15 protein-coding genes are annotated in these 14,190 nt (G+C 55.9%); 10 read left to right on the top strand and 5 right to left on the bottom strand.

Features of this window, described 5'->3' with window-relative positions:
* Positions 1-21 precede the first annotated feature (21 nt).
* Complete coding sequence (dcp, locus tag LU196_RS18990) at positions 22-2,070, top strand: peptidyl-dipeptidase Dcp (protein WP_232760051.1); 2,049 nt, start codon at positions 22-24, stop codon at positions 2,068-2,070.
* 40 nt (positions 2,071-2,110) lie between these two features.
* Here the strand turns inward: dcp and hpxO are convergent, their stop codons facing one another.
* Positions 2,111-3,268 carry an FAD-dependent urate hydroxylase HpxO gene (hpxO, locus tag LU196_RS18985; RefSeq protein ID WP_232760052.1) on the bottom strand — a complete coding sequence of 386 codons (1,158 nt, stop codon included), beginning with the start codon at positions 3,266-3,268 and terminating at the stop codon, positions 2,111-2,113.
* A gap of 173 nt (positions 3,269-3,441) precedes the next feature.
* Between hpxO and LU196_RS18980 the strand changes: the two genes are divergently transcribed.
* Positions 3,442-3,681: a hypothetical protein gene (locus LU196_RS18980; protein WP_232760053.1), complete on the top strand. Its 240-nt coding sequence runs from the start codon at positions 3,442-3,444 to the stop codon at positions 3,679-3,681.
* On the opposite strand, the gene LU196_RS18975 is transcribed toward LU196_RS18980, so the two are convergent.
* Positions 3,678-5,408, bottom strand: a complete 1,731-nt coding sequence (locus LU196_RS18975) for a glycerol-3-phosphate dehydrogenase/oxidase (protein ID WP_232760054.1) — start codon at positions 5,406-5,408, stop codon at positions 3,678-3,680. The two genes, LU196_RS18980 and LU196_RS18975, sit on opposite strands and share 4 nt — an antisense overlap.
* Before the next feature lie 340 nt (positions 5,409-5,748).
* Here LU196_RS18975 and LU196_RS18970 point away from each other — a divergent pair, with 340 nt between their 5' ends.
* The 4 genes from LU196_RS18970 to LU196_RS18955 all read left to right on the top strand — a co-directional run bounded on the left by LU196_RS18970 (position 5,749) and on the right by LU196_RS18955 (position 9,368).
* The gene (locus LU196_RS18970) at positions 5,749-5,958 is read left to right on the top strand and encodes a glycine zipper 2TM domain-containing protein (protein WP_232760055.1); all 210 of its coding nucleotides are present in this window, start codon (positions 5,749-5,751) and stop codon (positions 5,956-5,958) included.
* Positions 5,959-6,595: 637 nt separating this feature from the next.
* On the top strand, positions 6,596-7,789 hold the full coding sequence (locus LU196_RS18965; RefSeq protein ID WP_232760056.1) for a glycosyltransferase family 4 protein: 1,194 nt from the start codon (positions 6,596-6,598) through the stop codon (positions 7,787-7,789).
* 196 nt (positions 7,790-7,985) lie between these two features.
* Positions 7,986-8,294, top strand: coding sequence for a hypothetical protein (locus LU196_RS18960; protein WP_232760057.1), 309 nt, complete (start codon positions 7,986-7,988; stop codon positions 8,292-8,294).
* 108 nt (positions 8,295-8,402) lie between these two features.
* On the top strand, positions 8,403-9,368 hold the full coding sequence (locus LU196_RS18955; protein ID WP_232760058.1) for a hypothetical protein: 966 nt from the start codon (positions 8,403-8,405) through the stop codon (positions 9,366-9,368).
* Between the two features lie 376 nt (positions 9,369-9,744).
* On the opposite strand, the gene LU196_RS18950 is transcribed toward LU196_RS18955, so the two are convergent.
* Entirely contained in the window at positions 9,745-10,077 is a 333-nt protein-coding gene (locus LU196_RS18950; RefSeq protein WP_232760059.1) for an ATP-binding protein, read from the bottom strand.
* Positions 10,078-10,102: 25 nt separating this feature from the next.
* Positions 10,103-10,348: an STAS domain-containing protein gene (locus LU196_RS18945; RefSeq protein ID WP_370641022.1), complete on the bottom strand. Its 246-nt coding sequence runs from the start codon at positions 10,346-10,348 to the stop codon at positions 10,103-10,105.
* A 165-nt stretch (positions 10,349-10,513) separates the two neighbouring features.
* Here LU196_RS18945 and LU196_RS20440 point away from each other — a divergent pair, with 165 nt between their 5' ends.
* From LU196_RS20440 to LU196_RS18925, 4 genes are all read left to right on the top strand, one after another.
* Positions 10,514-10,921: a beta-mannosidase Man2 gene (locus LU196_RS20440; RefSeq protein ID WP_370641021.1), complete on the top strand. Its 408-nt coding sequence runs from the start codon at positions 10,514-10,516 to the stop codon at positions 10,919-10,921.
* A gap of 95 nt (positions 10,922-11,016) precedes the next feature.
* Positions 11,017-11,676, top strand: coding sequence for a DUF1345 domain-containing protein (locus LU196_RS18935; RefSeq protein ID WP_232760060.1), 660 nt, complete (start codon positions 11,017-11,019; stop codon positions 11,674-11,676).
* Positions 11,677-11,741: 65 nt separating this feature from the next.
* A complete protein-coding gene (locus tag LU196_RS18930; protein ID WP_232760061.1) occupies positions 11,742-11,999 on the top strand; it encodes a VF530 family DNA-binding protein in 258 nt (85 codons plus the stop codon).
* A 178-nt stretch (positions 12,000-12,177) separates the two neighbouring features.
* Positions 12,178-13,608, top strand: a complete 1,431-nt coding sequence (locus tag LU196_RS18925; protein ID WP_232760062.1) for a cytosine permease — start codon at positions 12,178-12,180, stop codon at positions 13,606-13,608.
* 17 nt (positions 13,609-13,625) lie between these two features.
* Here LU196_RS18925 and LU196_RS18920 read toward each other — a convergent pair whose 3' ends face one another.
* The gene (locus tag LU196_RS18920; RefSeq protein ID WP_232760063.1) at positions 13,626-14,177 is read right to left on the bottom strand and encodes a YbhB/YbcL family Raf kinase inhibitor-like protein; all 552 of its coding nucleotides are present in this window, start codon (positions 14,175-14,177) and stop codon (positions 13,626-13,628) included.
* Positions 14,178-14,190 lie beyond the last annotated feature (13 nt).

The following is a 14,190-nucleotide window of genomic DNA, read 5'->3' as shown; positions in this document are numbered from 1 at the left end:
GACTGAGTAGCAGGAGCGAGAATGAACGCACGCGTTAACCCGTTTTTCACCGTCAGCGACTTACCTTATCAAGCGCCGCCGTTTAATCTGATTGAAGAGGCGGATTTCCTTCCCGCGCTGGAAGCCGGTATTGAAGAGAAGCGCCGCGAAGCGATCGCCATTGCGCAACATCCCGAACCGCCAACGTTTGCCAATACGTATGAGGCCCTTGAGCGCAGCGGACAACTGCTGTCGCGCGTTCAGCACGTGTTTTCGGCCATGACGGCAGCCAATACCAGCGCGCGCCTGCAAGAGATCGATGAGATTATCGCGCCGAAGCTGACCGCGCTGGAGGACGAAATAGTGCTTAACAGCCAGCTGTTTGCACGCCTGGATAGCGTCTATCAGCAGCGAAGCAGCCAGTGTCCAGATGCAGAAGCCATGCGGCTGGTGGAAGTGACCTGGCAACGCTTCACGCTGCATGGTGCCAGCCTGTCGGAAGCGGAAAAGCAGCAGCTGCGCGTCTGTAACCAGACGCTGTCCACGCTGGGTACCCGCTTTGCGAACAAGCTTCTGGCTGCCACCCAAGCCGGCGCGTACACCGTGAGCAGCGCCGCAGCGCTAGAAGGACTGAGTGAAGAGGCGTTAGCGCAGGCCAAAGCTGCCGCCGTCGCGCGTGGTCAGCCGGATGCCTGGTCACTCCCGCTGCAGAACACCACGCAACAACCGGCGCTGCAGTCGCTGGCCGTGCGCGCCACGCGCGAGGCACTGCTGCAAAAAGCATTGACGCGCAGTGAGCAGGGCGATGAGAACGACACGCGGGAAACCGTGCTGCATATGGCAACGTTACGCGCGGAGCGAGCGCGACTGCTGGGTTTCAACACCTATGCCGAGTGGAGCCTACAGGATCAGATGGCCAAGACGCCTACGGCGGCGCGGACATTTATGCGCGACATTGTTCCCGCTGCGCGGGCGCGCGCTGAGCGTGAAGCCAGCGATATTCAAGCGGTGATCGCCCGCGAACATGCGTTTCCCCTGCGTGCCTGGGACTGGCCTTATTATGCCGAAGAGGTGAGACGCGAAAAATATGCGCTGGATGAGCGTCAAATACGGCCCTATTTTGCGCTGCAAAATGTGCTGGAGAAGGGCGTCTTCTGGGCTGCCAGCCAGCTTTTCGGCATCCGATTTACGCCGCGCCCGGACGTGCCGGTTTATCACCCGGATGTGCAGGTATATGAAATTTTTGACGCAGACAATACGCCGCTGGCGCTGTTTTATGGCGATTTCTTCAAGCGCGACAACAAAAGCGGTGGCGCGTGGATGAGTAACTTTGTCGATCAAAGCACGCTGCTCGGCACCAAACCGGTGATCTACAACGTGTGCAATTATACCCAGCCACAGCCCGGTCAGCCTGCATTGTTGAGTTGGGATGAAGTGATCACGCTGTTCCACGAGTTTGGCCATACGCTGCACGGCCTGTTTGCCACACAGCGCTATCCTTCGCTGTCGGGCACCGCCACACCGCGCGACTTCGTGGAGTTCCCGTCCCAGCTCAATGAGCACTGGGCCAGTCATGAGGCGGTGTTTGCCCACTTTGCGCGCCACTACCAGACCGATGAGCCCATGCCTGCCGAGCTGCGTGAAAAGATGGTGCGTGCGTCAACCTTCAACAAAGGGTACGACATGACGGAACTGCTGGCTGCGGCGCTGCTCGACTTGCAGTGGCACTCACTTACTTCCGAAGACAATCCGCAGGATGTCAGCCACTTTGAGCTGCAGGCGCTGGCGGCGGAAAATCTCGCCCTTGAGGCGATTCCACCGCGCTATCGCTCAAGCTATTTTCGCCATATCTGGGGCGGCGGCTATGCCGCAGGCTATTACGCCTACATCTGGACGCAAATGTTGGCAGACGACGGCTTTCAGGCCTTTATGGAACGCGGCGGGCTCACGCGTGAAAACGGCCAACAGTTCCGCGAGCAGATCCTGTCCCGCGGCAACAGCAGTGACTTGCAGCATTTATGGCTGGCGTGGCGGGGGAAAGCGCCGGAAATCGGCCCGATGTTAAAACACCGCGGCCTTGATGACGCCTAACGGGGGTGAGGCAGGCGACAGCGGTGTCGCCTGCCGTGATTTAGCCTAACGGCCCACCTTCAATGGTTTCGCACAGTCCAGCCAGTACGCGTTCGCCGCTCTCCTGTTTCAATTCCGCATACCATGCCGCCGTAATCGCCGCATCTTTACCATGCGTGACGTCGCAGCGCTTTCGGGCCTTCAACACCAGATCGCGGGTCCGCGCGACGCGACGCGTTTCATAACGGCGCAACGCATCCTCAATCCCCAGCGAGTGTGTGTTGAGCATCTGTGCCAGCACGATCGCATCTTCCATCGCCGCGCAGCCGCCTTGACCGATGTCGGGAGTGGTACTGTGCGCGGCATCACCCAACAGCGCGATACGACCATTAACAAACCGGCTAAAGGGCTCGATATCATGAATTTCGACCCGATTCGTGGTCTCGACATCCAGTGCGGCAATCAGCTGCTGCACCTCGGGTGCCCAACCGCTGAAATAGCGGCCCAGATCGCTTTTTATTGTGCGGCGATCTTGATCTAACCCCTGCGGTAGCGGCACATCGAAGAAAAAGTAAAAGCGATTGCCGCCCACCGGCATCAGCGAGACACGCTTGCCGTCACCCACAAAGGTGGTCCACTGGTCGGCGGGCGCGATACGCGTATCCAGCGTGACCAGACCGTTCCAGTTAACGTAACCGGCATAGCGGCGCGTCACGCGCTCACCCAATACCGCCTCGCGAATGACCGAGTGCGTTCCGTCTGCTGCCACCAGAAAATCCGCGCTGGCGTGAGTGCCATTTTCAAACCAGGCGGTCACGCCGTGCGCGTGCTGCTCCACCCCCGCGACGCGATGGCCAAATTGGATCGCTTCACGGCCGTAATGGTCAATGAGCAGCGCCTGCAGATCGGCGCGCGCCACCGGGCAGGGCCGTTCGCCCACCTGTTGCACAAGCGGTGCCAGGCTAAAGCGGGTCAGCGTACTGCCGCTGAACGCATCGCGATAGGCCACCCACGCCATATCGCCGCCCAGCGCGCGCAGTGGCGCTTTCAGACCCAGCGCGTTGAGGCATTTTACCCCGTTGGGCCAGATGGAGATGGCCGCACCCACCGGCTTCATCGCTTTTACGGCCTCATACACCGTTGTTTCCACACCGGCTTGGCGCAGCGCAAGCGCCGCGCTCATGCCGCCCATTCCCGCGCCAATAATGATTGCTTTCATTGCCGTCTCCTTTGTTCTTATTAAAAGACTGCAAGTTTTGTACCAATCGGTCAGCGCGCCGCTCAGGAAGCAACCGGTGCGCGTCAGTTAATCACGCTGAATGTGCGGTGCGGCATGGCAATCGTTCAGGGAGCCGTCATACTCATGGCGAGAGAGTGATGAGGAGAGCACTGATGAAGTGGATAATGGCCTTCGGCCTGCTGTTCAGTTTTTGCGTGCAGGCACAGGTTCCGTGGCGGCCCACCGATAAACCGCCCGTGGCGCAGCTCACCCCGATTGCCGCCCGGTGCGATGTCAACGCCTGCCAGCAAAATTGCTATGTTGAACAATCGCAGTGTCAAAACCGTCAGGGGGCGGGCTGCGGCGGGCTGGCACAAATCTGCGTGCAAAACTGCGCCAGCCAGTGCCGCTAACGCGCCGCGAGATCCGGGTTGAGCTGCGATAACCCATGCTGTCGCGCCAGCTCGGCACAGGTTTCTTGCAGATGCTGTTGCGCGCGCGCGCTGTCCCAGCCTTGTTCCTCGGCGAACAGTTGCGCCAGTTCAAGCATCAGCGCGGACGTCAGTTCGCCGCACATGGCCAGACCGGTGCGGCGAACCAGCAAATCAGCCAGCTGGCAAACTTGTTCATGCTGCATCACATAGCGCAACTCCAGCGCGCTGTAATCAGGATGATGCGTCAATGGCTGTTCGCCGTGCTGCTGAATCAAACTCAGCAAAGGCAACGCGCGGCTGCCGTAGCGTTTGACCAACTGCGTTACGCGTGGAAGCGGCACGCCAAACTGCAGAGAGAGCTGCGCTTGCCAGCTGGGTTGCGCGGAAGGGCGCGGGAAATCGCGACCGCCGCCAATGGGTAGGTCGCGGCTGAAAACTCGCCGTTTCTCTCCCAGCAGACGCAGTACGCGGTCAGCCGCCTCTTCACCGAACTGGCGAAAGGTGGTCCATTTGCCGCCCACCAGGCAGAGCGTACTCCAGGCGCGGGTGCGATTTGGCGGCAGCAGCACCAGTGAATGGTTACGCGAGATCTGTCCGCTGAGTTTCGCGTCGCTGGCGGGCAGAGGGCGCACGCCGCAAAAGGTGTACACCACGGCGGACGCAGGCACCGCAATGTGCGGGAATACAAAGCGCAGGGCGTCAATGATGTACTGCTTTTCCGCCTCTTCACAGACCACCGCGTCAGGGTCGTCCACGCGAATATCCGTGGTGCCGACCAGCACCTTGCCAAACCACGGGTACATGATACAGACGCGGCCTTCTTGATTTTCAAAATAGACCATCTCGCCCGCAAGCTGGCTCACCAGCTCAGGGAGATGGAGAATCAGATGCGAGCCTTTGGTGCCGCCAATCAATTTCGCGCTGTCGCTCTCGCGTGACACCTGCTGGTTGACGCGATCGATCCATGCGCCACTGGCGTTGACCACTACGTGTGGCTGCACAATGAACTGCTCGCCGCTCAGCGAATCGCGCAGCACCATGTTTTCACCGTCTGCATGCGCGACCTGCATATAGTTGAGCGCCAACGCCGTGGGGCAGGCGCGTTCAGCGTCGTCAATCAACTCAACGCCCAGACGCTCAGGCGCGCTGATCCAGGCGTCATAATAGCTGGCGCTGTATTTTACCCATGGCGCAAAGCCCGGCCAGCGCTCGCGCGTTTCGGCTTCATTACGTACCTGATGTTTGGGCAGCGAGCCATACTGGCGGGTATAAGCGTCGTAAAGGCTTAACCCGGTTTTAATCAGCAGGACGCCGCGTCGGGAAGGCTTATCACCCAAGCGCAGCATCTTACGCGTGGTGTTGATCAGTCCGCCGCCCACGTTATCAATGGGCACGGTGGTACGCAGCGGAAAGACACAGTGCGGGGCGTTTTTTAGTAAACGGTCGCGTTCGATAACCGCTTCCTTCACGAGGCCAAACTCACCGGTTTCCAGATAGCGCAACCCGCCGTGGATCATGCGCGATAGCGCTCCGCTCGCGGCGCTGCACCAGTCACCTTTATCTACAATGATCGCCGGGATGCCCTGTAAAGCCAGTTCCCGAAAGGTGCTAATGCCATTAATGCCGCCGCCAACGATCAGCACAGGAATCGTTGTGCGCTGACGCAGAGCGTTAAGTCGGTGTTCGCGGGTCGCAGAACTTTCCACAGCAATCTCCAAACAAGGTTATGAGCGGGGGCCAGGTCGCCGCGCGGCTGGCCGTTGCGCAGTGCACGTCGTGCAGCGTGAACAGCTACAGTATGGCCGTAAAATAGGGGCTTCACTCAGAAAGCGCAGACAACATGAAAAATTCTTCGGCGCTGCGATGAGCAGGGCATCACAGGGGCAAGCAGAGCGCATGCCAGGTCCGTTGTAAAATAGGAATATTTACCTTACGCTTTATTTTCTTTCACTTTAAATTAGCGCCAACGCGCAGCAGGTCATGCTGGCGTAATAACAATCAAATTAAATAATAACATTCCATTTTTTAATGGTAATGAGGATTTCGATGCTTTTAAAACGCAGCTGCAGTATCGCCATTGTCACCCTGATTTGTTTGTCCGTAACCGCATGCGGCATGTCCCACCGTGGCCGCAATACCGCCATTGGCGCCGGGGTAGGTGCCGTGGGCGGCGCTGTGCTTACCGGTGGAAGCACCTTTGGTACGCTCGGCGGAGCGGCAATCGGTGGTTTAATTGGTCATGAGGTAAGCCGTTAATTTCGCTCCCGTCGCGCAGTCACTGCGCGACGTTTTCTCGCCGCATTTTCTCTTTTATTACGTCTCATTCCCCCAGTGCATTTCGTGTTTCTGTGATTATCTCCACTGTTTATTCTTGCCATGCGCTACACGCGTTGCGCAACAATGATTAATTATTTTAACCGTCAGGCAAAAGTGGAGGTTGTAAAGCAAGCGCAAGGAGAGAAAGTGGTAAGCAAATATAACCAAGAAAAAAGTCCAGCTTGCCGCTGCGCTTCAATACCGTGCAAGATAGTGCATTAAGGGTGTCGGGAATGTATTTCTTTTAAAATCAGAATATTGAATTCATTTCCCTTGGCGGATTGCGCTGCTCAACCTGTTAGATGGAAGGGGTTGCTGGTGGTTAAATTCGGCGAAAAGTGTGCCTAAATATTACATTGATGTGCAATTTTTAATATTTACGCAACAGTGTGTTATCAATGCATCTAATGTCACTTCATATGTAAAGATAATATTAAGATACCTCCTAATGGCATTGTTGCCAATAATCGCGCACATTGATGTTCCTAGCGCGGCATGGATAAACGCTTGAGTATTCATTGGCATTTCCAAACATTACTGCTTTAACTGCCCGTGCATTTTATGGCCAGGAGAGACTATGAAGGTAATTATTAGCGGTAAGAGTTACCCGGAAAAAAGAAATATCACGGTAAATAATAACCACAGCTACCGTAATTTTCGCTATGCAAATACGTGGACCTGGCTTAACGCAGTCAGGCAGAAATTTTACAAGAAAAATAAAAAATTTATTTTTAGCCCGCCCGATGTGTTGATTCCGAAAAAAGGGGCGGTTATCCATTTATTCAACGAGGTCGCCTCTACGCAGCGCCCGTGGTTTTCAACGTTTGAAACAGAATTGCCGCGCGTCTTACCCGAAGCGGGTGTGCCAAAACTGGCTAACAAAGAGCTCTATCGCCAGCTGCAGTATGTCGCCGCGCCGGAATGCAAAGCCATTATTGCGATCTCTGAGGCCACCCGCCAGATACAGCTCAAACTGCTGGCGGCTTTTCCCAATGAAAAAAACCGGATTCAGCCGAAGCTGCACGTGCTGCATCCCCCTCAGCGCGTGCTGCACGATAACGTCCGTAAGGTACAGGGCGAACGCGTGATATTTACCTTTGTAGGGAATGAGTTTTATCGCAAAGGCGGCGCGGAAGTGGTACTGGCGTTTCACGAGCTGAAAGAAGAGGGGGGATTGCCTGAAAACCGCGTGCAGGTCAATTTGGTCGGCAACCTGGCGAATCGAAAGAACATTGCGCTTAAAGATCATCAAGATGACGCGGCTTTTTGCCAGCAGATTGAATCACTGATTAAGGCAGACGGGATGTTTCGTCATTCATCATCGCTGCCGAATGAGGAGGTCATCGCCTTGTTCAAGCAGACCCACGTAGGGCTGTTACCGACCTGGCAAGATACCTACGGTTTTTCGCTGCTGGAGATGCAAGCCTGTGGCTGTCCGGTGATCACGACCAACGTACGCGCACTGCCAGAGATCAATCCCGCGGCGGCGGGCTGGACAATTGCCTGTCCACTCAATGCCATGTTTGAACTCGATGTCAAAACAGCCGCCGATAAAGAGACGCTGCGCAGAAGCATTATCGATGGATTGAAACAGCATATACGCCATGTGCTGCAGGATACCGACGTTATTCGTGCATGCTCGGCGCACGCGTTGGAGAGAATCAAGCGCGAGCACGATCCGGTGCAGTTTGCCCGCAAGCTCGACGCCATTTACGCGCTGGCGGACGGTAAGTTCTCCGCTGCGGACGCCAAACCGACGCCGCTTGCCTGAGCTATTCTCGAACGCGGTGATTAAGGTGAGGGCGCTTTCAGTTTTATTCGAGACGAATCTGGGAGCGCTTTAATTCATTTTTTGATTTATGCGTCACAGATAAACTGTGCTGCGACAGGCTTTCTTGCGTCATGCTTTTCTAAAGTCGCTTCGCTTTTGGTCGATATGATCCTAAGTGAATGTCAGGAGAAATGTCATGACTCAATCCCATTTCATTGCAGCAAGCATTCTGTCTGTTTTCGTTCTGTATCACGCCGCAGCATACGCCGCACCACAGGGTGGCCAGTTGATATTTCGCGGTGAAATCCTCAACGCACCTTGCCCGATGCGCGTAGATCATCAGAACCTGATCTCAAGCTGTTTACAGGCATTGCCCAGCAAACAAGATATTGTGTCCGTTACGCAGTCCGGTAACCGGACGTTCTCAAGCCGAGCCGGTGCGCTTTCGCTCAAATGGACCAACCGCCGCGAAAACGCTGGCGTGTTAACGGTCTCAGTACCGTAACACCTGCAAGTGATAGTCATCGGGACGGCTTAATAGATAAGCCATGCTTGACTTTATCTCGCGCCTCGCTAGGCTGCTCGCTTTTGAATGCGCGTATAAAGGCCAGGGATGGATGCGTTAAAAAAGTTTTTTGAACTCACGGAAAAAGGGCTTGCGGTACTCACTAAAATTTCTTTTGTGTTGGGCGGGGCGATCTTGCTTGTCTATTGCGGGCGCTACGGTGGCTTTCCCGATGGCCTGTCGCTAAGCGATACGCTGCGGATCTTTTTAGTGGTTACCGTGTTTTCCATGGGGACGCTGGCCGTTTACTTTTTTATGATGTGTCTCGGATTCTCAATCTTGCATCCGATTATTCTCTTGGCTCGCATGACGTGGATTACGCGGGGTATTCATTCACTTAAGACTTGGATACGCGGAAAAATAGCCTGGCGCCGTCATCGATCTCATTTTTCCCGTAATTATAAGCGTCAATCTTTAACTCCATACCATCTTCGTTTTTCCAAGCTTACGCCTTGTTTTTACGCAATAGCTTTTCTGAGTGTGTTTCTCATACCGGAGATACTTCCACACAATCACATAAAATACCTTCAGTATTTCTGTGCATCGCTAATGCTCGGACTAGCTTATATCCTTGTGAATTGGATTCGTCAGATAGATGCCCAGATGAATTTGGTGATACCGGACGTAGAAAAACTCATGAAGAAAAGAGCGGAAATCCGATTGATAAAAATTGTTTTCCCTGGGGTTATCATTGTCTATGTAACCGCAATTTATGGTCTTTTCAACGCCACGGCCAATCGGACGATGGAGATACTGGGTATCCGCCACGAACATGCCACGGTCTTTGTGCAAGCGCCGTGGAACCACATTCTGCAAAAACACGGTGTTAAAAGTTCACCCGACGACAGTGTGCCTGGCCATATGCGCTTCAACGATGTGACGGTGGCGCTTTCGTCGTTTGGCAATTCAGTCACGCTTAGCGTGGGTGATGAACACAGCAGCAGTGTCTTACGCATTCCCGTCAACGCAGTGGTGATCGATACCCTGAAAGATCAGCGACAAGCGGAGCAATAAACACGGGTGTTAGGTGCATGAAGGTATGATGCCGAAAACGCCAATAACATAAAAACAGCGCGAGATGAAATGCGCCAGCAGCGGCGAGCCGGATAAGGACGGCCAAGGTTAATATGCCAGTAACGGTCGCTGCCGTCACCGTCATCAAAATACGCATAATGTATATTATGTTAAATTGGGTAGTGCAGCGTGTCCCGTTAACGCATCAGCGACTCGCCTCTTTCCCCTGCATTGCCGGATCTGCTGAGATTTTAATTTCCCTTCAACTCCGGCGGCAAGGCACGCCACAGCGTCAGCCGGTTTTCTTTTCCGTCACGTTGATAGTCTACTCGGTCAACGCTTTCGAAAATCAGCGCCCAACCTCGCCCGCCTTCGCTCAGCGTCTCCAGCGTGAGGTCTTCATGCTGCTCCCGATATGCACTGGCATCCAGCTTGTCACTGGCACTGCTGTCCCGGTGTCGAACAGCGTCACACGGATATCACCGCCTTCATGATGAAATCGGACGCGATACGTTTGCGTCGCGTTTTCGCCATAGCCGTGCAAAATGATATTGCTTGCCGCCTCACACAGCGCTAAATCGAGCGGATAAATCCAGCCCTCACTCAGCTGCAGCGGCGCCAGAAACTGCCGCAGCGCATGGCTGAGCGTCGTCAGACTGTTAAGCGTGGCCGGCAGCATCCGTTGTTTTTCCTGCAGGACATGGCGCATGCCGTGCTCCTTCAGTGCATTTTTCTTAGCGCGTCCTGGCGGTCGGCGCAAGCGTAAAAACGCGATCCATTCGCGTGAGCGTAAACATGTTTTTGATATTGTCGTTGAGTGCGCACAGGATCAGTTGTCCCCCCTGGCTGAGGGATTTCAGGATGGAGATCAGCGCGCCCAAACAGCTGCTGTCGATAAAATCCACTTGGGAAAAATCCAGCACCAGCTGGCGATGGCCTTGCTGTACCGTGTTTAATACCGGACGCGGTGGAAATATCATAATTTCCAGCCGATTCAGACTTTTAAAAATGCCGGCATTGACCGCGGAGACAGTATTCACACGTTTATTGCCAACACGCAACGCTATCAGGCGCAGCTGGTTTCGCTCGCAGCAGAGAGTTACCGACGCCAGCGTTATCAGCCGGTCACGGCGCTGTTTCAGTTTATGTTTGTGGAAACCTGGCCCTCGATCAACTGGGGCGTGGTGGATTACCTGCGCCACCCTAAAGCGGGTTACTATGCGCTGCAGCGCGCCGATCAGCCGCTGCTGCCCTCGCTGGATCCGCACACGCTAAATTGGAAAGCCCATCAGCCGGGCACGCTGTCGTTTTGGGTGATTAACGATCTGCCGCAAGCGTTTTCACACAGCACATTAAAATGGACGGTGCGTCAGCACAACCGGGTGCTGGCACAGGGCGAGCGTTCCCTGGACATCGCTGCGGATTCAGGAAGTAAAATCATCGATGTGGGCGTCACGCCCGCTGACGACACGGCCCTCCGTGCGGAGGCTAAGATTGTTAAAGATAACGTCACACTCGCTGAAAATCACTGGACGTTAGACGTGGCTCCCTGATGAGAAGGGTTTCTCTGGCGTAAGACAGTGCTGGTGTCGGCTGCGCCGCCATCGACTACAGTTAACGCACCCTTTGCGTTAACGGTGAGACCTTGATGCGTGATGCGCTTTCCCTCCCTTTGCGCGCCCGCTTGCGGCTGCTGAGCGCGACGTGCGTGGGCCTCCTCTGCTACCTCTTGCTGCCCGCTTCCATGGGGCAGCTTCAGCGGCTATTGATTGGCTGGAACGTGCTGGCGTGGCTCTATTTAGCGCTGATTTGGTATCGCATGCTGCGCACCGCTAGCGGTGACATTGTCACTATTGCCCGGCAGCAGGATCAGAGCGCCACCCTGGTATTGAGCATGGTCATTGTCGCCTGTTTGATCAGTATTGCGGCTATTTTAAGTGAACTCTCCACGCTCAAGCAGCTATCCGGGACGCCTCGCTTAGTGCATGTATTGCTCACCACCAGTACGCTCGTGGTCTCATGGGCGCTCCTTCCCAGCACCTTTGCGCTGCACTATGCGCATCAGCACTACTTGCAGCGCGGGCCTGATGTCACACCGCTCATTTTTCCGGAAACCTGCCCCAACCCCGGCTACTGGGATTTTCTCTATTTCTCTTTTACCCTCGCCGTGGCGTCGCAGACCGCCGACGTGGCAACCGGCACCACGGAAATGCGCCGGCTGGTGCTGTTACAATCGGTGATTTCATTTCTGTTTAATCTGGCGATCCTCGGCCTGTCGGTCAACGTGGCGGCGGGTCTGCTGAACTGAAATTTGCTGCGGCGGCAGCGTTCTTGTACGCTGCCCGCCTTCTTGATAAGTGAGACGCAACCCACATGCATGCAAACGATCCCCTGCACGGCGTGACGCTGGAAATGATGATCAACGCGCTGGTGGCACATTACGGCTGGGCGGAGATGGCCCGACGCGTAAACATCAACTGCTTCAAAAGCGATCCGAGCGTTAAATCCAGCCTGAAATTTTTACGCCGTACCCCTTGGGCGCGCGCTGAGGTAGAGGCGCTCTATCTGGCGTCCCTGCACGACGCGCCCTCGTCTGACGCCTTAAATCCGTGGACGCAAGGGCGCCACTAACCGCGCCAGATTATCGCCAACATTGCCGAGGCCATCACAATTTCCGATGGCTGCCCTGCTTGTCAGTTTGATCCTCACGTGACACCATCGCTACCTGTCTATACAGGTAGCGACAACAGCAGCCTGCCGCTTTTCTGCACCTTTTCTCTTTGGCCTGTGATGTATCAGCGAGGAAACCATGACCGTGGAAGCACCGATTGCCGAGGAAGCGGGGGCAAAAAAACGCCGCCTGATAGAAACGCGTTCCATTGATTACATCCCGCCAGCCGAGCGTCACGGTCGGGTATTTAGCCAGTTCACGCTCTGGCTAGGCGGCAATTTGCAAATCACCGCGATCGTAACCGGCGCGCTGGCGGTGGTGCTGGGCGGCGATGTCGTCTGGTCGCTGGTAGGGCTGCTCGTGGGGCAGATTTTGGGCGCCGCGATCATGGCGCTGCACGCGGTCCAGGGACCGCGACTCGGCCTGCCGCAGATGATCACAAGCCGTATGCAGTTTGGCGTGTTTGGCGCGGTGATCCCGCTGGTACTGGTATGCCTGATGTATGTAGGCTTTTCCGCCAGCGGCACGGTACTCGCAGGCCAGGCACTGGCCAAACTGCTGCAGGTCAGCAACGCGGCGGGCATGATCGCGTTTAGCGCCATTATCGTGATCGTGGCTGCGCTGGGATACCGGGTGATCCATCAACTGGGTAAGATCGCGAGCGTTATCGGCATTCTGGCGTTTGCCTACCTGTTTTCAACCCTGCTGATCACACACGATCTCTCGGCCGTCTGGCAGAATCAGCATTTCAGCGTGGCGAATTTCCTGCTGGCGGTGTCGCTCTCCTCCTCATGGCAAATCGCCTTCTGCCCTTACGTCTCAGACTACTCCCGCTACTTGCCCGCCGATATCCCGGCGAAAAAGGTTTTTAGCGCGGTATTTTTGGGGACGGTGCTCGGCACCCAAGCCTCCATGACGCTGGGCGTGATCGCCGCTGCGCTGGCAGGCAGCGCGTTTGCCGGTAACGAGGTGGGCTATATTGTTGGGCTCGGCAGCACGCCCGCGCTGGCCATGGTGATCTATTTCGCTATCTGCTTTGGAAAAATTACCTTTACCACCCTCAACGCTTACGGCAGCTTTATGTCGCTCTCCACGATTGTTTCAGGTTTTCGCCAGCAAACTGCCATCGGGCGCGCCAGCCGACTCGGCTTTGTGGTACTGATGGTGGCGAACTCCTGCATCATCGCGCTGTTGAGCGAGCCGGCTTTTCTCAAGTCGTTTACCCATTTTTTGCTGTTCTTATTGGCGTTTTTCGTGCCGTGGAGTGCCATTAGCCTTACGGATTTTTATTGCGTGACGCGCGGTCACGTGGATGTGCCTGCACTGTCGCAGCCTGATGGGCGCTACGGCCGCTGGAATAAGCTGGGCATCGGCGTTTACCTGCTCGGCGTGTTGATTCAGCTGCCGTTCATTGATAACCCGTTGCACCACGGTTCTCTGACCTGGCTGTTTGCTGGCAACGATGTTTCGTGGTTGGTGGGCTGGGTGGCGACCGCGCTGCTTTGGCTGGCAGTACGACCGCTGGATAAGCGCGGCACGCTGGCGCGCTCGCGCTTTCCGGTTGAGTGACGTTGTCACGCGTGCCGCTATTTGTCGTTGGTAAAGCGGCCCACGATCGTGGCACCGGCCAACGCGTGTCCTTTTAAACGCGCAATCAGATCGTCGTGCGTCAGGCCTGCCGGCAGCTGGTTCACCGGCAGATCGGTAGCAATGAGCACAAAATTATAGTGGTGCATGCCGCTGCCCAAGGGTGGACAAGGCCCGTAATAGTGCGTGGTACCGGGGCTGTTTTTGCCGCCCGTATAGCCAGCGCCCTGCGTAAGCTCCCCCTGCGCAAAGTGGCTGCGAGTAGCGGCGATGTTATACGCCACCATGTGGGTGACGCCGAGCCCCTTTGCGCCGACCGGGTCGGTCATGAGCAGTGCGAAACTCTGCGTGCCGGCAGGCACGTTGGACCAGCTTAGTGCGGGCGAGACGTTCTCACCGCTGCACGCTGGATTGCCCGCTTTATTGCCGGCAAAGCGCGCCTCGAGCAGGCCGCCGTCGTTGAAATCGGAGGAGTGGAGTGTAAAAGGCGGCGCGGCCAGCACGCTCCCCGGCAGCATTGCCAGCAGCAGCGCGCGTTTAAGGTTCATCATTGTGGTTTTTCCT

Origin of the sequence: Pantoea sp. Mb-10 (assembly GCF_021272205.1) — a bacterium.
Classification (GTDB): domain Bacteria; phylum Pseudomonadota; class Gammaproteobacteria; order Enterobacterales; family Enterobacteriaceae; genus Pantoea.
The sequence above is the reverse complement of the archived record's forward strand: the minus strand, read 5'-3'. Positions and strand labels throughout refer to the sequence as shown.

Coding starts and splice junctions, on each gene's coding strand:
- dcp (WP_232760051.1), top strand. CDS start 22: ATGAACGCACGCGTTAACCCGTTTTTCACCGTCAGCGACTTACCTTAT.
- hpxO (WP_232760052.1), bottom strand. CDS start 3,268: ATGAAAGCAATCATTATTGGCGCGGGAATGGGCGGCATGAGCGCGGCG.
- LU196_RS18980 (WP_232760053.1), top strand. CDS start 3,442: ATGAAGTGGATAATGGCCTTCGGCCTGCTGTTCAGTTTTTGCGTGCAG.
- LU196_RS18970 (WP_232760055.1), top strand. CDS start 5,749: ATGCTTTTAAAACGCAGCTGCAGTATCGCCATTGTCACCCTGATTTGT.
- LU196_RS18965 (WP_232760056.1), top strand. CDS start 6,596: ATGAAGGTAATTATTAGCGGTAAGAGTTACCCGGAAAAAAGAAATATC.
- LU196_RS18960 (WP_232760057.1), top strand. CDS start 7,986: ATGACTCAATCCCATTTCATTGCAGCAAGCATTCTGTCTGTTTTCGTT.
- LU196_RS18955 (WP_232760058.1), top strand. CDS start 8,403: ATGGATGCGTTAAAAAAGTTTTTTGAACTCACGGAAAAAGGGCTTGCG.
- LU196_RS18950 (WP_232760059.1), bottom strand. CDS start 10,077: ATGCGCCATGTCCTGCAGGAAAAACAACGGATGCTGCCGGCCACGCTT.
- LU196_RS18945 (WP_370641022.1), bottom strand. CDS start 10,348: ATGATATTTCCACCGCGTCCGGTATTAAACACGGTACAGCAAGGCCAT.
- LU196_RS20440 (WP_370641021.1), top strand. CDS start 10,514: ATGTTTGTGGAAACCTGGCCCTCGATCAACTGGGGCGTGGTGGATTAC.
- LU196_RS18935 (WP_232760060.1), top strand. CDS start 11,017: ATGCGTGATGCGCTTTCCCTCCCTTTGCGCGCCCGCTTGCGGCTGCTG.
- LU196_RS18930 (WP_232760061.1), top strand. CDS start 11,742: ATGCATGCAAACGATCCCCTGCACGGCGTGACGCTGGAAATGATGATC.
- LU196_RS18925 (WP_232760062.1), top strand. CDS start 12,178: ATGACCGTGGAAGCACCGATTGCCGAGGAAGCGGGGGCAAAAAAACGC.
- LU196_RS18920 (WP_232760063.1), bottom strand. CDS start 14,177: ATGATGAACCTTAAACGCGCGCTGCTGCTGGCAATGCTGCCGGGGAGC.